This window comes from Marinobacterium iners DSM 11526, from assembly GCF_900107855.1.
GTDB classification, from domain to species: domain Bacteria; phylum Pseudomonadota; class Gammaproteobacteria; order Pseudomonadales; family Balneatricaceae; genus Marinobacterium; species Marinobacterium iners.
In genome coordinates, this window is record NZ_FNRJ01000002.1 from 277,985 (window position 1) to 296,986 (window position 19,002).

The following is a 19,002-nucleotide window of genomic DNA, read 5'->3' on the forward strand; positions in this document are numbered from 1 at the left end:
GTTTTCTTGCAGTAAATTTGACAATTTGCACAACTGAATCAGTCAGTTAGCGCCTTGTATTCCTTTTCGAGACGCTTGGTTTCCTTCTTGGACGGCGTACCCACTACTTCAAGCGCATGGCGCAGACGGGCGCGGCTCATATCCGGTCCCAAAATAGACATGGCATCCACCACTGAAACACTTTGTGCCGTACCGGATATGGCTACGAACAGCGGGAACAGGAAATCACGAATCTTGATTTCCATACCATCGGCCAGTTGTTTCAACTCGGCGAACAGGCTGTCACGGTCCCAATGGCCTTGCTGATCCATATGCCAAACACTGAACTGCAGGATGCGACGCACCTCATCAAGCTCGATTTTCTTGTGCTCAAAATCCGCCTCGGTGATCGACAGCATTCCACTGAGGAAGAACCCAGCCAGCGGAGCGATGTCAGTAAATTTCTCGACGCGTGGCTGAATCAGCGGAATGATCTGCGCCAGATACTCGGGGTTCAACGCCCACTTCTGTACCTGTGCCGCAAACTGCTCTGGGCTCAGCTCTTCACGAATCCAAAGGCCATTGAGCCAGCTCAGCTTTTCCTGATCGAATACCGGCCCGCCCAAAGACACACGCTGAATATCGAAGTTCGCAAACATCTCGTCACGGTTGAACTTTTCACGCTCATCCGGCATGGACCAACCCATGCGACCGAGATAGTTCAGCAGCGCTTCCGGCAGGAAGCCCATGCGCTGATAGTACAGAATGCTGGTCGGGTTCTTGCGCTTGGACAGCTTGGATTTGTCCGGGTTGCGCAGCAGCGGCATGTGGCACAACTGCGGCATCTCCCAACCAAAGTACTGGTACAGCAGCTTGTGCTTGGGTGCTGAGTTGATCCACTCTTCGCCACGAATCACGTGGGTGATCTGCATTAGATGGTCATCGACTACGTTGGCCAGATGGTAGGTCGGCATGCCATCGGACTTGAGCAGAATCTGAGCATCAACCTGCCCCCAATCCAGCTCGATCGGGCCTCGCAGCATGTCGTCAATCACACAGACACCCTCTTCGGGCACCTTCATGCGGACCACATAGGGCATTCCCGCCGCCATGCGACGCTCGACTTCGTCCTGCGGCAACTCAAGGTCACTCTGTTTCAGTGCTGTATGCTTGCCATCGACACGACGAGTTTCGCGCAGCTCATCCAGCTCCTCTGCGGTACGGAAGCAGAGAAACGCCGTGCCCTCCTCCACCAGACGCATGGCAAAGTCCTTGTACATATCCTTGCGTTCGCTCTGGCGATAAGGACCATGTGGACCGCCCACGTCTGGGCCTTCGTCCCACTCCAGCCCCAGCCAGCGCAACGAGTCCAGGATCGCCTGTTCAGACTCGACCGTACTGCGGGTTTGGTCGGTATCTTCAATACGCAGAATGAACTGACCGCCATGCTGACGGGCAAAAGCGAGGTTAAACAGTGCAATATAGGCGGTGCCTACGTGGGGATCGCCAGTAGGTGACGGTGCTACACGGGTACGAACAGTCATGATGGTGACTCGATCCTGTAATGGGGTGAGTTAAACGCGACATTATAACGCGCAAGACAGGCAGGCTGCCATGCAGGAGCGTCAGCTGAAGTTGTCCCAAGCGATACCGCCCCAGATCAAAGCCGTAACGAACAGCGCCAGCAACACCGCTGCCGATCCAAGATCCTTGGCCAGGCCGGCCAGAGCATGGAACTCGGTACCGGCACGGTCGACCACCGCTTCTATGGCAGTATTGATCAGCTCCATGATCAGCACAAACAGCAGTGAGCTGATCAAAAGTCCCAGCTGCAAGCCGGATTGAGCCAGCCAGAATGCCAGTGGCAACAGCAACGCTGCCGCCCACAGTTCATACCGAAATGCCGGCTCACTGCGATAGGCGGCTCGCAGCCCCTTGATTGAATAGCGGGTGGCGTAATAGAACCTCGCCAGCCCCGTGGTTTTGGTTACGATCATTCGCTTGTTTTCCCTGCATTAATTCGACGGTCGAACATCTGACGGTAGCGCTTATCCATCTGGCGGTAGGGAATCACACTCTCCCCATCGGCCAAGCGTACATTGCTGCGTTCAAAATCCACTTCCCAGATGCGACGATCCGGGAACACCAGCGCAGCCCGCGGGTCATTATGCAGAGTTTTCATAAACGCCGTGACAATTCGCATCCGACCTTCAGGAATATCACCCAACAGGCTCAAACCATCAATAGGTGTCACCGGCTCCACCTGCATCAGTTCCAGCAGGGTAGCGAAAATATCTGCCTGTGACAGCGGAGCATCCACCTTGCCGACAACCGCTTCATAATATGATGCAGGTGGGAAAACCAGAAAACTGTTGTGTGTCACCTCATCCTGAAAATCGCCATGAAAGGCCCCACCCTTTCCGGTCACATGCTCCCCGTGATCGGATGAGTAAAAGATCCAGCTGTTCGGCTTCTCGGCTCTTACTGCCTGAAAAAGTTCATTTAGAACAAGATCGGTGTACCACACTGTGTTGTCATAGGCGTTGATGCTGTTGGGGTTTTCTTCCGGCAAGAACTGCTTCATATCGGCCGGTACCTGTCGAGAAAACGGAGTGTGGCTGCCGCTCATTTGAACCACCAGCATGAAGGGACGCTCATCTTCTGACTGGCGTTGCAGCCAGGGCTTGATACCTTTTTCCAGCACCACCCGATCGTCAGCACCAATCGACACGCTGACGTCAGCGCTGAAATGACTGCCCTGCTCAAAGTGATCCATATCCTGATCAACAAAAAGTTTATCTGTATTCCGCCACTGGAAATCCTGCGCCGTGATCAGTGCGGTGACATAGCCCGCACTTTTCGCATAATTGAACAGAGTCGGCACGGAGTAGATCACCCCGTGCGGGTCAACGCCTTGCAATCCGGTCAACATGTAGGGAACCGAGGTTAGCGTGCGTGGACCAATACTCACTGCATTGCGCATGGCGACCAGCTTTTGCTCCTGTTGCAACCGGCTCAGATTCGGTGTTGTCGCACGCTCATAGCCATAAACCCCCATATGATTCACGTTCAATGACTCGCCGATCACAAACACCAGCGATGGCGCTCCTTCAGGCACCTGCTCGCGGTAATTCAGCGTGGGTTTTGGCGGGTAGTCATCCCGGTTGTAATTGAACTCGACTGCACTGATCAGATTACCGGCATAGGCCACCGGTGAAAGCTGGAAATGAGGTGCGCCATACCAGTTGAGCGTCACCAGTAAAAACAGTGCAACACCCAACCCACCCTTACTCCAGCGCAGCCAGCGACGAGGGGAGGCCGGCTGGCGCATAATCAGATACAACACCATACAGGCGAGCCCTGCCGCCAGAACAGGACGCAGAAAGGTACCGTGCTCCAGCCACAATTCAACGGCCATAAGGGGATCAGTGGCAAAAAAGCGGAAATCAAATACCGTTACAAACTTGCGGTATACGCCGAAGTAGGCACTTTGGGCGAAATAGGCAATGGCCACGCCAGCCAACAAGGCGACTGCAGTGCGCCGGTGCAGGTTCCAATAGCCTCGGATATTGAATAACAGCGCCCAAAGCACAAAAGCACTGATGCCAAAATTGACCCAGAAGCGCTTGCCCTGATAGTTCTCCAGCGTCCATGCCAAATCTCGCACCAACAGAAGATCGAGCAGCAAAAGAAAAATGATCGCTACCGGCAACCCCAGCAGGGGCCTGGATAAGGCTTTAAATACAGACAAGGTCTAATACCACACGTTTGAGCTCAAACGTGCATTTTATTACACTGCGCCCCGTTCAGTCTGCTGCCAATACCAAATTTGGCGAACACAACTCTGCAGACCCTCTCATTCAACAGGGTACAGCTACGATGAATACACTCAAAAAACCACTCGCCGTTGCATTAGCAAGTTGCGGCATGATCGCCACGCCAGCTGCCTTTGCCAATGAGCCAAGCCTGGATATCAACCTGCGTACGCTTTACTTCAATCGCGACTTTCGTCAAGGGACCGCAGAAGACCGTGTAGCCGCTTCTCAGGCCGTGCGCATTGATTATGTTTCTCCCTATATCAACGATGTGATCGGCTTTGACGCCTCCCTGTTTGGAGCCCTCAAACTGGATGGCCGCGGTGGCGATGAAAGCATTGGCATGCTTAAAGCCGATGGCGATGATACCGAGAGCTATGCCAAACTGGGCCAGGCATTCATCAAACTGAAATTGGGTGACATCACCGAGCTGCGTGCGGGTCGCATGGTTCTCGCGACTCCTCTGCTATACGATGACGACTCTCGCTCAACCCCCAGCTCGACCCAGGCGATCAAACTGGATACTCAAGTGGGCGGCGCTGATCTTTATGCCATCTACAGTGATCGTGCTGTCAACATGGCCGAGACTGACTTTGACAAGTATGAAGCCAACGGTGAAGAGTACGACCTGTACGTCCTCGGCGGCAGCTATAGCTTCAATAACGGCTTGAGCGTCCAGGCAGCTCACGGCATCGCTGATGACTACCTGCGTCAGACCTACCTGAACGCGTCCTATCCGTTTGAACTGAACAACGGCGACAATATTCTGGTAGATGCACACTATTACTACGGCACGGATGACGGTGACCTTTACGGCCGTGATTATCAATCCAGCCTGTTCAACCTTGCAGGCCGCTACACGACCGGCGACCTAACCATGACGCTGTCCTACCAGAACATAGGTGGCGATGATGGTTATGACTACAGCTGGGATGGCTTTAACAACGACAACAACATCCTGATGGTCTGGAACTCCGTTCAATATCTGGACTTCAACAGTGCGGATGAACAGTCACTGCAGGTTCGCGCCGACTACAATGTCGCATCTGTACCGGGACTGAGTCTGATGGCACGTCATACCGAAGGTTGGGATATTGATACCAGCACCCAGTCAGATGCCAAAGAAAGCGAAACCGATCTTGAAGCCCGATATACAGTTCAGGGCGGAACGCTTGAGGGCCTTTCACTGCGTGCACGCATTGCTCACATTGAAAGTGAGCAGTTCGACAACGTCGACGAGGTACGCCTGATCGCAAACTACGGCTTCAACGCTTTCTGATCAGCTGTCAGTTTCCTCTTTTTACAGGCCCCCTTTTGGGGCCTGTTTTGTCTCTGCGCCCCGCCGAATCATCCTGCCAGCTGTGTTATAGTAGCCGCCTTAAATCGAACAGAACAGGCAGTAATGAACTCAGCTCAGGCACCACAAAGACTCGACATTTCCAATCCCTCTTCGACACCTGACAGTATCAGCCGGCGATTCTCAGTTGCGCCGATGATGGACTGGACAACATCTGATTGCAGGGTCTTTCATCGCCTGTTCTCAGACCACACTTTGCTGTACACCGAAATGGTTACGACAGGCGCGCTGATCCATGGCGACGCCGCACGCCATCTTGACTATCACGCCAGTGAGCATCCAGTCGCGCTTCAGTTGGGTGGCAGCAACCCGAGTGAACTCGCTCAGTGCGCCCGCATGGCCGAAGAGTGGGGCTATGACGAGGTGAACCTGAATGTAGGCTGCCCAAGCGATCGGGTACAGAACAATATGATCGGCGCCTGCCTGATGGCGCACCCACAGCTTGTGGCGGAATGCCTGGGAGAAATGCGGGCAGCGGCAGGCATTCCCGTCACGGTCAAACACCGACTTGGCATTGATGATCTGGACAGCTTTGAACACTTGCACCAGTTTGTCGAGACAGTTCGCCAAAGCGGCTGCACCAGCTTTACCATTCATGCACGAAAGGCGATTCTTCAGGGCTTGAGCCCCAAGGAAAATCGCGATATCCCGCCACTGATCTACGACCATGTTTACCGCATAAAGGCTCTATACCCCGAGCTGGAGATCATCATCAATGGCGGCATTAAAACACTTGCCGAGTGCGACCAGCATCTTGAGAGGGTCGACGGCGTGATGATCGGGCGTGAGGCCTACCAGAATCCCTGGCCACTGCTCAGTGAGGTGGACCAACGCTACTTCGGCATTGATCGTCCGGCACGCAGCCGCATGGACATTGCCGAAGCATTCATCCCCTACTTGGAGCAGCGCCTGGCTGAAGGCGCTCCCCTGTACGCCGTTGCCAAACACCTGCTTGGACTCTTCCACGGCCAGCGTGGCGGTAAACAGTTCCGCCGATATCTAAGCGAAAACGGTCATGCAAGGGAAGCAGGCGTTGACACCTTCAGGGCCGCGCTTGCATTGGTCGCACAGGATTGAGCTAAAGACTTTATTTGCTTTTACAGGACTAGATTTGATGAACCAGCTTGAACAATTGAAACAGATGACAACCGTGGTGGCGGATACCGGCGATATCGACGCCATCCGCCAGTTTGCACCGGTCGATGCCACCACGAACCCATCACTGCTGCTCAAGGCCGCACAGGATGCAAAATATACCCCCCTGCTGAAGGAGGCACAGGACTGGGCTGCCGCACAAACCTCCAACACAACCAAGCAGCTCGGACTGATGACAGATCGCTTCGCCGTACTGATCGGCCGTGAAATTACTCAACTGGTACCGGGACGCGTCTCTACCGAAGTTGATGCCCGCCTGTCATTTGATACGGCAGCTACGGTTGCCAAGGCGCGGGAGCTGATCAGCATGTACGAAGCCCTTGATATTCCCCGGGAACGCGTATTGATCAAGATTGCCTCCACTTGGGAGGGTATCGAAGCTGGCCGTCAACTGGAGCAGGAAGGCATCAACTGCAACCTGACCTTACTGTTTGGCTTTGCTCAGGCCCGCGCCTGCGCCGATGCCGGCATTTATCTGATTTCACCCTTTGTTGGCCGCATACTGGACTGGCACAAGGCTCGAGAGCCAGAGGCTGATTTCAGCCTCCAGCGTGACCCGGGGGTACGATCAGTGGCTCGAATCTACCATTACTACAAAGCACACAACTACGATACAGTCGTGATGGGTGCCAGTTTCCGCAATATCGGCGAAATCCAGTCATTGGCAGGCTGTGATCGACTCACGATCAGCCCCGCCCTGATGCAGGAACTGGCCAGCACGGAGCAGCCCCTGCACCGCATGCTGTCAGCTGAATGCAGCAGTGATGATACTCGCCTACACCTGAACGAAAGCGACTTCCGCTGGGATATGAACGAAGATGTAATGGCACAGGAAAAGCTGGCAGAAGGGATTCGCAATTTTGCCAAGGACCAGATCAAGCTGGAACAACTACTGGCAGGTCACTGACGGTTGCAGGAGAGCGGCTTTAACGGCAGCTCTCCAATGTTGCGACCAGATCCTTAAAGGCGTTACGGTTGGACTCGTTCAGATCAATCAGCACCTTGTGAGCATCGAGAATTCGCTCGCGCACTTCATCTTCAGACTCCTGCACAAACGGCACCTGCTTGAGGTCACAGCGGCTGGTAGGCAACTCCTCCAGCAACACAAACACGCGATCAAACCCCATACTGTAGAGAATGCGTGTGATATCGCCGTTGGTGGACACCAAGGTCGGCAACGGCATTCCTTTCTCTCGCGCCTTGATCGCAAGCTTTGCAATCAACCCAAGAGATGTGCTGTCGATGTTGTCCGTTTCAGTCAGGTCAACCAGCGTATCTGACACATCTTCACGCTCCAACACGGCTTCGAGGTGTCGCTCGATAGTCGAGCAGAGGGTCAGGCGCACATCACCTACAAACTTCAGAACGTAGTGCCCGTCGCGGCACGCGTAATAGATCGCCCCATCACTCATAAAGACTCTCTGCGTACAGTCATGATCGCCACATCATCGGGATGTCCCCGCCCGGCGGGCATCATACTCTGCAAAAACTCGGCTGGCGACCCGTATTTTGCACTGCACATATTCAGCAGCACCTGCTCTTTATCTTCCAGCGTTTCACCATCAATCACTTCAAGCACACCATCGGAGAACAGAGTCAGTGTAAAATTGTCGCCAAGCGGACACTCTAACTCATCAAACACCGGCTCTTCAAACAAGCCAAGGGGCATACCCCTCCCTTCCAGAAAACGCACCCTCCCATCCTGAAGCAAAATCGGCAGCGGATGATGACCACCTACAGCATAGCTCAGGGTTTGAGTATCGTGGTTAATCAAACCGACAAACATGGTCAAATGCTTGCCCAGCGAAGTCAGCAACATCTCACGATTAATGCGGTGCAACGTGGCAGAAGGCGACAGAATGTCAAAGCTTGAATTACGGCGGTAGTTACGCAGCAGCCTGTGTGTCATGTTTTTCAGCAACACCGTCACCAGCGCCGATGAAGCCCCATGCCCGGATACATCCGCCAGATAGAACAGGCTCAACTTGTCACTGACAACAAAGGCATCAACAAAATCACCGCTGAGCAGCAAGGAAGGCTGGAGCACATAGGCGTACTCGATACCATTGATATCCTGTTGCTGAGGCGGAAGCAGATTCTGCTGCACCTGCTGAGCAGCATGCTGATCCTCACGCAGCTCATCCAGGCTGCGCTCAAGGCTGTCACGAAGACTGCGCACCTCCTCAATATAGCGTGCCCGCTTCAATTGCCGCTCAACCGAACGAACGAACAACTCAGGGTGCAGATCCAGCTCGCCCGATACGTAAACATCATCAGCCCCGCTGCGCAGTGCAGCAACCAAGCTCTCGGCCGTGCCTTCATTGATCAGGGCGATAAGTGGCTTGGGGTTAAGTCGCTGTGCGATGCGATCCATCGACAGGCTGCTGCCGACAGAAGCAAGATCGAAAATTATCAGGGAGATATCATAGTGGTCGAGCTGTTGATCGGCATCGTCAGTGTCACGACAAACAATCAGACGCAGACGCTGATGATCACATTCCTCACAGAGCTCGAAGATACGATCGGTGGTGCGGGTGCTGTCTGAGACCAGCAACACCCGCTGATGGTGTAGACCCATTAATCAGCCATTAAGAGACTCTAAATCAAGAGTCTCAACAGTAGCCACAACCGCACCCGGTTGCAACTGAATCAGAAGTCGTTCTTGTAGTCGACATCAACGGCTTTATCGTTAATCTGATATTCACGACGCTGCATATACGCATCACGAATAAAACTGTATTTGTCGCCACTGATGATCTGCTCAGCCTGAAGCAACCGGCTGCGAGTATCAATCAGGCGCAAACCGTAAAGCGCATTGCGGTCAGACGTGTCACCGACCTGGCGTACAGGGTCGACAGCACTATCCGCGAGCAGTGAAATACCGTCACGCGGGTTACTTGGCCCCAGCAGCGGCAGCACAAGATAAGGCCCCGAAGGCATGCCCCAATAACCCAGCGTCTGACCGAAGTCTTCAGGCTTCTGAGCTATTCCCATCGGTGTTGCCACATCAATCAGACCAAACAGACCGAAGGTTGAGTTGAACGTAAGGCGAGCAAAGCTCTGACCGGCCGCTTCAAGCTTGAACTGCAGAAGATTGTTCAGCAGATTGCGCACATCGCTCAGGTTATCGAAGAAATTACTGACGCCCTTTTCGGCAATGTCAGGCGTGACATAACGGTATCCCTGCGCCAGCGGCTTCAACGCATACTTGTCCACGCCTTCATTGAAGTTGAATACCGGGCGATTAAAGCCTTCCCAAGGGTCAACTTCGCTGTTCGCCGACAAAGGGGCAGCAATAGCCGCCAGCGAAAAACCGGTTACCAGAAGCCCTGTACGCAGTGCAGATTTCAGCATGCTCGATCCTTAAAAGCTGACATGACAATGGGGCAATTCTATCTCGGGGGGCAAACAGAGTAAATGAGCTCACTTAAACTAAGCCAAGTAGCAGCCATTCAAGCAAATATTCTCAATAACACTGGAGTGATAATGTCTCCAATAATGCAAAAAGGCTCCCGAAGGAGCCTTTTCATACCAGATACTAATCTATGATTAGATTAGAAATCTACGCGGTAACCCAGAACCAGTGTATCTTCTGCTGCGCCCAGAGCGGTTGCAACTTCTTCTTCGATATCAGTGTAGCCTACCCAAACCAGGCCTTTGCTGCCCAGCTTGTGCTCAACTTCCAGACCCCACTGATCACCATCAGCAACATTGTCGATATCCAAGCTACCGTAACGAGCTTTCAGCGCAGTTGCACCCATCTGGTATACACCAGCAAGTTCCCAAGCATCGCGCTCATCGATGGTTGCACCAGCAGCATTTTCGATTTCACGATCTTCGTAGCGAGCACCGATTGTAAAATCAGCGATCTTGTAGCTAGCACCAAGACCCCACAGATCCTGATCGACTGTAGCTGCACCACCATCGCTAGTAGAAGCATAAGACACGGTAGCACGCAGACCTTCAACACCAGTGAACTGGGCTGCGATGTTGTATCCGTCTACGTCGTCACGAGAGTCATCACCTTCACCAGCGATAACTGCACCAGCTACCACCTGGAAGCCACCCATAACAGGAGAGGCGTAGGCAATAGTGTTGTCATTACGCTTGTGAGCGAAACCGCCATGCCGTCCAGCATTACCAATCGCAAACGCTTCACCAAACTCGCTATCTGCAGAGTTAAAGATATTAGTGTGAGACACCAGCATGGTGTAGTGCGGGTGGTACTGACGACCAACCAGAGCAGTACCCCAAGAACCAGTCAAACCTGCATAGGAGAGACGCGGAGCGAACATATCAGCACCGTAACCACCCTGGTCAGTAGTATTGATATTAGCTTCCCAATGGAACAAACCCTTGGTGTCTTCCAGACCCAGATCTACAGTGCCCTTGATACCAATACGGGTAGATTCGTCACGCAGATCAGCATCTTCATTATCTTGGAATGCCAGACCTACACGGAAAGAACCGTACAGAGTAGCGTCAGCCTGAGCGACCATCGGAGCAGTCATGGCACCAGCAACAGCCAGAGCAATCAGTGACTTTTTCATCAACATTTCCCCTTCATTCAACATACTAGTAGTGAATTCTAGTTTTTCTCAGCACTATCAGCGCTATCAGAAAAATACTATAAATCCAGATTATTGCAAACCAATCAAAGCAAAAAGTTCCATAACTTTTAAACTTTTACCGGTTCGATGTTGCATGGTAACTGCCCTCCCTTGCAAGGTTCTCTGCTGAGAATGGCTCGCGTCCGGCTGAGCAACCACCTAAATTGGCGGCATTACAGCACAAGCACCGCACTGGTGCAACCCTTTAGAGCCTTTGCTCGCAAGGGCTGGACGGGTTTTTGACCCCCGTCATAACAATACTCAAAGCTCGGCCAAGGCCTGTTTAAGGCGCTTCTCTGAAACAGTCACTTTTGTACCCAGCTGCTGGGCAAACAGGGACACTCTGTATTCCTCCAGCAGCCAGCGAAAACGACTCAGGGCCTGCGGTAGCTCATGGCGCGCCCGGCACTCCTGCTCCTTTTTTTTATATTGCTGCCAGAGTTGGCTTAATTGATCTGACAGCAGGCATTGCTGGCGGAGATCGCGCTGATATTTTTCCAGCCGGATTTCAATCGCCTGCAGATAGCGCGGATACTGTTGCAACCACTCCTCTTCTGTACGACTAAGGTAGTGCGGATGCATTAGCTCCGCCAACTGCTGCTTGATATCATTCAGCACAGGCACAGCCTGCAGGTTAATACGGCCACCCAGTTGTTTGTTAATACGATGCACTGACTGGTGACACTGCAAAACAAACTGTCCAGTCTGCGCCACTTCATCGGCAATACTGCCTCGCATCTGTTCACGCAAGGCATCAAAACGGTCTTCATCGCGAGGCAACTGCTCAGGATCAAGACCGGAAGCACGCCGTGCAGCGAGCAGCAGAACCTCATCTTCCAGCCGTTTGCGCTCAAACAGCTTTCCGGTCAGAATCAGACTCTGGTTCAGCTGCGGGATATCGCGGCGCAGGTATTTGAGTTGTTGTGCCGGCAGTGACAACAGCAACAGTCGGCAGATGCCCAGCAGGCTTTCCTGCTGAGCCAGATCGGGAGAAGGCATTACTTTAAGTTCAATACTGTCCTGCCGATCAATCAGGGCAGGCCAGACTTCGACTTCGATACCACCTGCCTGACGCAGTCGCAATGACGCAGGCAACTCACCAAAACCCCAACCGGTAATACCGATTTTGCCCCATTGTTGTGACGGCCCTGCCTGCAGCGCCGCTTCAGCCTTGTCACCGAAGCGACGGTTAAGCGCGTCCCAGTCACGCCCCTCCCCCACGACCCGATCCTTTTCGTCACGCAGGCGCAGGTTGAATCGATGATGCGGCTCCAGCTCTACATCACGCAGGGTATCGGCATCAATTCGTATACCGGTCATGCGCAGCAGCTGAAGCGCCAATGCTTCGTACAGGTCACCCTCTGCAAACACCACTGCAGCACAAAAGGCTTCAACATAATTGGGTACAGGTACATAGTGCTTGCGCAATGACTTGGGCAGCCCCTTCAAAATCGCTGCCACCTTGTCCGCGAGCATCCCCGGCACCAGCCACTCCAGCCGCTGCAGCGGTGCGATACGCAGCAGTGCCAGGGGCAGCTCCAACGTCACACCGTCATCCTCGGCACCTGGCTCAAACTGGTAGCTGAGTTTAAGCCCGGCTCCTTCCAGATCCAGATGATCCGGGTATTGGCGTGCTGTTACATGAGCCGCTTCACGCTGCAGGATATCCTCTTCACGCATAAACAGCGCTTCGGGGTTATCCTGCTCAACCTGTTTGCGCCAGTGCTCAAAGCCCTTGCCGTTGACGACATGAGTGCCCTTCAACTCCTCAAAGCGCTGGGCATAGAAAGCGTACAACTGCTCCTCATCCACCAACAGGTCGCGGCGGCGTGACTTGTCCTCCAGCGCCTCGACACTGGCCAGCAGTTCACGGTTATGCTGGAAGAAGGCGGCACTCGTTTGATACTCACCTTCTACCAGCGCCGCGCGAATGAATATTTCATGGGAGACTACCGGATCGATGGTGCCATAGTTGACCTTGCGCTTGGGAACAATGATCAACCCGAACAGGCTGACCTGCTCGGTTGCCACCACCTGGGCACGCTTTTTCTCCCAGTGCGGCTCCATCCATGTTTTCTTGATCAGATGCCGAGCCGGGGCTTCCACCCATTCAGGTTCAATTCGCGCCACCTGGTGTGCAAACAGCTGACTGGTTTCCAGCAACTCTGCCGCCATGACCCACTTGGGAGCTTTCTTGAACACCCCCGAAGCCGGAAATATCTTGAAGCGACGGTTACGCGCACCCAGATACTCGCCTTTCTCCTGCTTGAAACCGATCTGGCTTAGCAGCCCAGCCAGCAGGGAACAATGCATCGCCTTGTAATCCGCTGGCTCGGTATTTTCCTTCAGACCCAACTCACGGATGCTCAGGTGCAGCTGGCGGTGTACATCACGCCACTCACGCAGACGCATGAAAGAAAGAAAGCGCTTCTGACACCAGCGCCGTAACTGGCTCTGGCTGAGCGCTTCGCGCTGTTCATTGTACAGGTCCCACAGATTGACCAGCGAGACAAAGTCAGACTCCTCATCACTGTATTCCTTGTGCTTCTGATCTGCGGCCTGGCGTTTGTCATGCGGGCGCTCACGCGGATCCTGTACGCTGAGCGCACTGGCAACTATGATCACCTCACGCAACGCATCCAGCCGGCCGGCCTCGATCACCATGCGCGCGATGCGCGGGTCCACGGGCAGCCTTGCCAACTGCCGCCCAATCGGCGTCAGGTTGCGTGAACTGTCGACAGCGCCCAGCTCCTCCAGCAGCTTGTAACCATCATTGACCATGCGACTGTCGGGCGGATCAACAAACGGGAAGTCTCGGACATCACCCAACTTGAGCTGCAGCATCTGCAAGATAACAGCTGCCAGATTGGTGCGCCGAATCTCGGCGTCGGTAAACTCGGGTCTACCAAGAAAGTCTTCCTCGGAATAGAGGCGGACACAAACACCCGGCGCCACACGACCGCAACGACCAGCGCGCTGATTGGCGCTGGCCTGGGATACGGCCTCAATCGGAAGTCGCTGCACTTTGGAACGATAGCTGTAGCGAGAGATGCGCGCCAGACCGGGATCAATTACATAACGAATACCCGGCACAGTCAGTGAGGTTTCAGCCACATTTGTCGAAAGTACAATGCGACGCCCCGCAGCCCGACCGCCATGAAACACCCTGTTTTGTTCCGCGAGTGACAAGCGCGCATAGAGTGGAATGATTTCAGTGTCACGCAGTTGAGCCTTACGCAACAGGTCAGCGGTTTCACGAATTTCACGCTCACCCGGCAGAAATACCAGAATATCACCGGGGCCTCCATTTCGCTTGGCGCGATCAATTTCGACCAGCTCATCCACCGCAGCCAGAATTCCCTGCTGCAGGTCCAACGCCTTCTCATCCTCACCTTCCATTTCATGCAACGGGCGGTAAAGAACATCAACAGGATAGGTGCGACCGGATACTTCGATCACTGGTGCATCATCAAAGTGCTTTGAGAAACGCTCCAGATCAATGGTGGCTGAGGTGATAATAAGCTTGAGGTCAGGTCGCCGCGGCAATAGACGTTTGACGTAACCAAGCAGAAAATCGATGTTGAGACTGCGCTCATGGGCTTCATCGATAATCAATACTTCGTACTTATCAAGAAAACGATCATGCTGGGTTTCAGCAAGCAGAATACCGTCGGTCATCAGCTTGATCTGGGTATTGTCGCTTACCTGATCATGGAACCGCACCTGATACCCCACACGCTCGCCCAGCGAAGTTTTCAGTTCTTCGGCAATACGAGCAGCAACGGTACGCGCCGCCAATCGGCGTGGCTGGGTGTGGCCGATCAGGCCGCGGCAACCCAGTCCCAGCTCAAGGCAGAGCTTGGGTATCTGGGTGGTCTTTCCGGAACCGGTCTCGCCAGCGATTACAACCACCTGGTGCTCAGCAATGGCCTTGAGCAGTTCCTCGCGACGTTCCGATACCGGCAGATCAGGGTATTCAGGCTTTGCAGGCAGGGCTTTCAAACGTTCGACCTGAGCCACTGAAGCGTCAATCTGTTCATTCAGGCGTTGCAGACGATCCGGGTCCGGCGTTTGAGTATTACGCTGCAAACGGTTGAGATCTCGCTGCAAACGGAAGCGGTCCGCGAGGCGAACCTGCTGCAGCCTCTGTTTCAAGCTAATAATGGAGTCAGACAAACCGATACAACCTGTTGCGGGTAAATGAATGTGTTCAGAGAGTACGGCGCCCCAGCGCCTGCTCGCGCAACGCACGGCGCGAAACCTTGCCGATCGAGGTACGCGGTAACTGCTGGCAGAACTCTACCAAGCGCGGCACCTTATAGGGTGTCAGCCGTTCACGGCAATAGTCGCGTACTGCCTTGATGGTCAGTTGTTGACTGGCAGGCACCACGTAAAGCTTGATCTGCTCACCACTGCAGCTGTCCGGTAGCCCTATCACAGCGCATTCCAGAATATCCGGGTGGCACGCAATAATATCTTCCAGCTCACTGGGATACACTTTGAAGCCTGATACATTAATCACCTCCTTGCGACGGTCAATGATACGCAGATAACCCTGTGTATCGATCAGACCGATATCCCCTGTATCCAACCAGCCTTCATGAAAGGCCTGCTGTGTTTCGCCATGCTGATGCCAATAGCCCTGCATCAATTGTGGCCCGCGTACGAAAATGGAGCCAATCTCGCCATCGGGCAATCTCTGGTCCTGCTCACCAATGATACGAACCTCTGTATCCGGCAACGGACAACCGACACTACCCAGATGAATATCATCGGGCCGGTTCACACTCACCACCGGTGAACACTCGGTCAGGCCGTAACCTTCACAAATAGCGTTGCCCGTCACTTGCTGCCAGCGTTGTGCCACCGATTGGGTGAGCGCCATACCGCCTGAAATGGTCAGCTTCAAGCGACCAAAGTCCAGGCGCTGAAACTCCGGTTGCTGACATAGAAAGATGAACAGAGGGTTGATTCCGGCCACTACAGTCGGATCGAAACGATCCCAGCATTTGACCAGAGTCCGGATACGACGCGGGTCCGGTACCAGCTCAATACAGCTACCAATGCTCAACATGACCAGCGTCAACATGAACGAGTAGATATGATACAGCGGCAAGGGTTGCAGTAGTTTTTCCTGACCCGGCTCACAATAGTGGTCAAGCAAGGCACGAATCTGGACCAGATTCGCCAGCAGTGCCTTTTCGCTCAGCATGGCACCCTTGGCAGGCCCTGTCGTTCCACCGGTGTACTGCAACAATGCCAACGACTCCTGTTGGCCGAACCGCTCCGGCGGCTGCCAGATCAAGCCGCCGCCCTTTTGCATCACTTGGGTCAAGCGCATGCATTGTATACCTGATAATTGTGGTACCGGCTGGAGCAACTGAGCCGCACCGCCTCGTTTAAAGCGGGCGGCCAGATTCAGCACCCAGCGCTTGCGCAGAGGATGCAGATCACCCAGCTCGGTGGTAACCAGATATTCGATTTCGGTGCCGGCAAGCTGTTGACACACCTGCGCCTGCAGCGGCGCAAAGGCAACCAGCGCACGCGCACCCGAGTCTTTCAAGTGCTGACACAGCTCTTCACAGCAGTAAAGGGGATTGGTATTCACCACCACCAGCCCAGCCCGGCGAGCCCCAAACAACACCACTGGATATTGCATCAGGTTGGGGAGTTGTAATGCGATTCGGTCGCCCGGCTGCAAATCGGTTTCATGCTGCACCCAGGCGGCAAAGCGGCGTGACAGGCGATCCAGATCAGCAAAGCTGATACTGGCTCCCATATGCCCAAAGGCCGGACGTTCATCAAAACGGCGCGCCAGCAACTGGAGCATGTCGGACAGACTGTCGAACTGCGGCCCGGGCGCCTGCATCAGGACGCCTCCGACAAATCACATACAACTTCGCCGTCATTGAATACAACCAACTCACCCGCCTGCAGTCGCTGCCACTGTTCGTTATCCGTGAGCGGTTCGGTGGCAATGACAGTAACCACGTCATTCGGTGTTGTTTCAGCGCCAAAGTCCACGCTCATCTCGCAATCTTTCAGCCGAGCCTCGCCAAAAGGTGCCCGCCGTGTAATCCAGGCCAGCTTGGTACTGCAATAACAGAACAAATGGGTAGACTCACTCAACAGCATGTTGAACACGCCCAGCCCGCGCAGCCTCTCACAGCACTGGTGAATAAAGCGCTCCAGCTCATGCAAATCAGTTGGACGTTCGGGGTAGCGGTTACGGATCTGATCCAACAGCCAGCAGAAGGCATATTCGCTGTCGGTGGTACCCACCGGATGATAGAACTTCAATGGCCAGTCGAACAGGTTCGGGTCAAGCTGACCGTTATGGGCATAGGTCCAGCTATAGCCCCACAGTTCACGACTGAACGGGTGAGTATTTTCCAGGCAAACCTGGCCGACATTGGCCTGACGAATATGGCTGATCACCACCCTGCTCTTGATCGAGTAGTCCGCGACCAGATTCGCGATGCGCGAGTCTGCACTGGGCTTGGGATCATGAAAGCAGCGCAGCCCCTTGCCCTCATAAAAGGCGATACCCCAACCATCCCGATGCGGACCGGTGCGACCACCGCGCTGCATTAGACCAGTAAAGCTGAAACAGATATCCGTCGGCACATTGGCACTCATGCCAAGTAATTCGCACATGGCCTAGCTTCCCTTGGCGCTGAGGGTAATACGGTCCGGCAGCGAGTCGATCAGACTGTAGTCGATGCTGCCACTGTGTTCACGCATTGCCTCTTCAGGGTGATATTCCAGCTGTGGCGTAACCTGAAGCCGGCGCTCGCCGACAAAACAACCTTGTGGGTCAATGCTCAGATTATCACTGTAGACGGTGGCGCGTACCTGCCCGCCACGCTCGATATGCAGCTGATCGCAGATCAGTTCACCCTCCAGCACACCACTGACTGTTACGTTGCGTGCCTTGATACGGCCACGAACACAGCCATGGCGCCCGATAGAGATATCCTCGGACGAATCAACACTGCCCTCAAATAGGCCATCCACATGCATCTTGCCGGATACCTGGGTATCACCCTTGAAGTGATTGCCCTGAGCGATGATGGTTACTGCAGACCGACCTGATTTAGCGGATACATCGCGTTTAATGATTCCCAAGGTACCTCCTCGACACGACTGAACAGGGAGTCGAAATTATCCAGCCCCCATTGTACAAAGGGCTCCGGGTTCAGAGGCCGATACAGATGTCGCACCTCGTAGTGTAGATGAGCACCGGTGGAGCGACCGGTGTTGCCACTCAGTCCGATCTGCTGCCCCTTGTAGACAAAGCTGCCGCTTTTGACCTGCACCTTGTGCAGATGCGCATAATAGGTCTTGAAACCGAAATTATGCTGCAGAATGATCAGATTGCCAAAGCCGCTGCCCTTGCGATAGCCGGCATACTCAACCACACCATCTGCTGTGGCATACACGGGTGTGCCTGTGTCAGCCTTAAAGTCAGTACCATTGTGCATTTTGCGGGTTTTGAGCACCGGATGGAAACGCATGCCGTAGCTGTCATTCACCTGCTCCGCCTGGATCGGCACCCCGTTGGGAATACTGTGCAGCAGGAACAAACGCTGACGAGCGGCCAGCCGAGCGAGTTCCAGCCTTTGCTCAGCATTATCGGCAGCGCTGTCTTCAGCCAAAAGCCCCAGCATCGATTCCAGATCATCCAGAGCAGTACTGAATTGATGATTTTCCAACGCGAGTTGCTCACGTTCTTCTGACAGACTGGACAGGGTTGCACCCAACTCCCCCAGCTCGGATATGTAGAGCTGCTGGGTACCCAGTAACATTTCATACTGCTCGTTCAAACTTTGATGGTCACGTTCCAGATCCGTCAGATTATCGTGGGTCTTCATCAATAACCAATTGGATACAAAAAAGCTCAGCGCTGACACCAGCAGGAACATCAGCATCAAATAGCCCAATACCCGGTGAAGGGAATACTGCCGGGAGCCACGCACGGTGGTCAGTGTCAGAATCAGCTTACGTCGCAAACGGGATACTCATACGCTCAAATCCAGCTACTATAACCCGAGTACCCCCATGCCACCAGTAACACGACCCTGAT

At 54.0% G+C, this 19,002-nt stretch carries 15 protein-coding genes; 3 read left to right on the forward strand and 12 right to left on the reverse strand.

The genetic code is table 11. The annotated features are described in order from the left end of the window. Positions 1-38: 38 nt before the first annotated feature. The 3 genes from gltX to BLV48_RS04345 all read right to left on the reverse strand — a co-directional run bounded on the left by gltX (position 39) and on the right by BLV48_RS04345 (position 3,730). On the reverse strand, positions 39-1,523 hold the full coding sequence (gene gltX, locus BLV48_RS04335) for a glutamate--tRNA ligase (protein WP_091823638.1): 1,485 nt from the start codon (positions 1,521-1,523) through the stop codon (positions 39-41). Positions 1,524-1,604: 81 nt separating this feature from the next. Then, the gene (locus BLV48_RS04340) at positions 1,605-1,976 is read right to left on the reverse strand and encodes a diacylglycerol kinase (RefSeq protein ID WP_091823641.1); all 372 of its coding nucleotides are present in this window, start codon (positions 1,974-1,976) and stop codon (positions 1,605-1,607) included. Then, positions 1,973-3,730 carry a phosphoethanolamine transferase gene (locus BLV48_RS04345; RefSeq protein ID WP_139253880.1) on the reverse strand — a complete coding sequence of 586 codons (1,758 nt, stop codon included), beginning with the start codon at positions 3,728-3,730 and terminating at the stop codon, positions 1,973-1,975. The genes BLV48_RS04340 and BLV48_RS04345 overlap by 4 nt, the downstream gene beginning before the upstream one ends. A 128-nt stretch (positions 3,731-3,858) precedes the next feature. On the opposite strand from BLV48_RS04345, the gene BLV48_RS04350 reads away from it, so the two are divergent. From BLV48_RS04350 to tal, 3 genes are all read left to right on the forward strand, one after another. After that, positions 3,859-5,073, forward strand: coding sequence for an OprD family outer membrane porin (locus BLV48_RS04350; protein ID WP_139253881.1), 1,215 nt, complete (start codon positions 3,859-3,861; stop codon positions 5,071-5,073). Positions 5,074-5,196: 123 nt separating this feature from the next. Beyond that, on the forward strand, positions 5,197-6,228 hold the full coding sequence (gene dusA, locus BLV48_RS04355) for a tRNA dihydrouridine(20/20a) synthase DusA (RefSeq protein ID WP_091823650.1): 1,032 nt from the start codon (positions 5,197-5,199) through the stop codon (positions 6,226-6,228). A gap of 37 nt (positions 6,229-6,265) precedes the next feature. Next, the gene (gene tal, locus BLV48_RS04360) at positions 6,266-7,213 is read left to right on the forward strand and encodes a transaldolase (protein WP_422730687.1); all 948 of its coding nucleotides are present in this window, start codon (positions 6,266-6,268) and stop codon (positions 7,211-7,213) included. Positions 7,214-7,232: 19 nt separating this feature from the next. Here tal and BLV48_RS04365 read toward each other — a convergent pair whose 3' ends face one another. From BLV48_RS04365 to BLV48_RS04405, 9 genes are all read right to left on the reverse strand, one after another. Then, complete coding sequence (locus BLV48_RS04365) at positions 7,233-7,718, reverse strand: STAS domain-containing protein (RefSeq protein ID WP_091823656.1); 486 nt, start codon at positions 7,716-7,718, stop codon at positions 7,233-7,235. After that, entirely contained in the window at positions 7,715-8,884 is a 1,170-nt protein-coding gene (locus BLV48_RS04370) for a PP2C family protein-serine/threonine phosphatase (RefSeq protein WP_091823659.1), read from the reverse strand. Before BLV48_RS04370 ends, BLV48_RS04365 begins: the two co-directional genes overlap by 4 nt. A gap of 71 nt (positions 8,885-8,955) precedes the next feature. Then, positions 8,956-9,660 (reverse strand): MlaA family lipoprotein, encoded by a 705-nt coding sequence (locus tag BLV48_RS04375; protein ID WP_091823662.1) that lies wholly within the window; start codon positions 9,658-9,660, stop codon positions 8,956-8,958. A 200-nt stretch (positions 9,661-9,860) separates the two neighbouring features. Beyond that, positions 9,861-10,856 (reverse strand): porin, encoded by a 996-nt coding sequence (locus tag BLV48_RS04380; protein ID WP_175527578.1) that lies wholly within the window; start codon positions 10,854-10,856, stop codon positions 9,861-9,863. 321 nt (positions 10,857-11,177) lie between these two features. Then, the gene (hrpA, locus tag BLV48_RS04385) at positions 11,178-15,092 is read right to left on the reverse strand and encodes an ATP-dependent RNA helicase HrpA (protein WP_091823668.1); all 3,915 of its coding nucleotides are present in this window, start codon (positions 15,090-15,092) and stop codon (positions 11,178-11,180) included. 34 nt (positions 15,093-15,126) lie between these two features. Next, positions 15,127-16,785: an AMP-binding protein gene (locus BLV48_RS04390; RefSeq protein ID WP_091823671.1), complete on the reverse strand. Its 1,659-nt coding sequence runs from the start codon at positions 16,783-16,785 to the stop codon at positions 15,127-15,129. Continuing rightward, positions 16,785-17,573, reverse strand: a complete 789-nt coding sequence (locus BLV48_RS04395) for a class II glutamine amidotransferase (RefSeq protein WP_091823675.1) — start codon at positions 17,571-17,573, stop codon at positions 16,785-16,787. The genes BLV48_RS04390 and BLV48_RS04395 overlap by 1 nt, the downstream gene beginning before the upstream one ends. A 3-nt stretch (positions 17,574-17,576) precedes the next feature. Continuing rightward, positions 17,577-18,044 (reverse strand): bactofilin family protein, encoded by a 468-nt coding sequence (locus BLV48_RS04400; RefSeq protein ID WP_091823678.1) that lies wholly within the window; start codon positions 18,042-18,044, stop codon positions 17,577-17,579. Continuing rightward, positions 17,993-18,928: a M23 family metallopeptidase gene (locus BLV48_RS04405; RefSeq protein ID WP_091823681.1), complete on the reverse strand. Its 936-nt coding sequence runs from the start codon at positions 18,926-18,928 to the stop codon at positions 17,993-17,995. Before BLV48_RS04405 ends, BLV48_RS04400 begins: the two co-directional genes overlap by 52 nt. Positions 18,929-19,002 lie beyond the last annotated feature (74 nt).

What these genes read in the sequence shown, in the direction of transcription:
- tal (WP_422730687.1), top strand. Translation starts at nt 6,266, where the DNA reads ATGAACCAGCTTGAACAATTGAAACAGATGACAACCGTGGTGGCGGAT.
- BLV48_RS04340 (WP_091823641.1), bottom strand. Translation starts at nt 1,976, where the DNA reads ATGATCGTAACCAAAACCACGGGGCTGGCGAGGTTCTATTACGCCACC.
- BLV48_RS04375 (WP_091823662.1), bottom strand. Translation starts at nt 9,660, where the DNA reads ATGCTGAAATCTGCACTGCGTACAGGGCTTCTGGTAACCGGTTTTTCG.
- gltX (WP_091823638.1), bottom strand. Translation starts at nt 1,523, where the DNA reads ATGACTGTTCGTACCCGTGTAGCACCGTCACCTACTGGCGATCCCCAC.
- BLV48_RS04365 (WP_091823656.1), bottom strand. Translation starts at nt 7,718, where the DNA reads ATGAGTGATGGGGCGATCTATTACGCGTGCCGCGACGGGCACTACGTT.
- BLV48_RS04350 (WP_139253881.1), top strand. Translation starts at nt 3,859, where the DNA reads ATGAATACACTCAAAAAACCACTCGCCGTTGCATTAGCAAGTTGCGGC.
- BLV48_RS04380 (WP_175527578.1), bottom strand. Translation starts at nt 10,856, where the DNA reads ATGAAAAAGTCACTGATTGCTCTGGCTGTTGCTGGTGCCATGACTGCT.
- BLV48_RS04370 (WP_091823659.1), bottom strand. Translation starts at nt 8,884, where the DNA reads ATGGGTCTACACCATCAGCGGGTGTTGCTGGTCTCAGACAGCACCCGC.
- BLV48_RS04395 (WP_091823675.1), bottom strand. Translation starts at nt 17,573, where the DNA reads ATGTGCGAATTACTTGGCATGAGTGCCAATGTGCCGACGGATATCTGT.
- dusA (WP_091823650.1), top strand. Translation starts at nt 5,197, where the DNA reads ATGAACTCAGCTCAGGCACCACAAAGACTCGACATTTCCAATCCCTCT.
- BLV48_RS04390 (WP_091823671.1), bottom strand. Translation starts at nt 16,785, where the DNA reads ATGCAGGCGCCCGGGCCGCAGTTCGACAGTCTGTCCGACATGCTCCAG.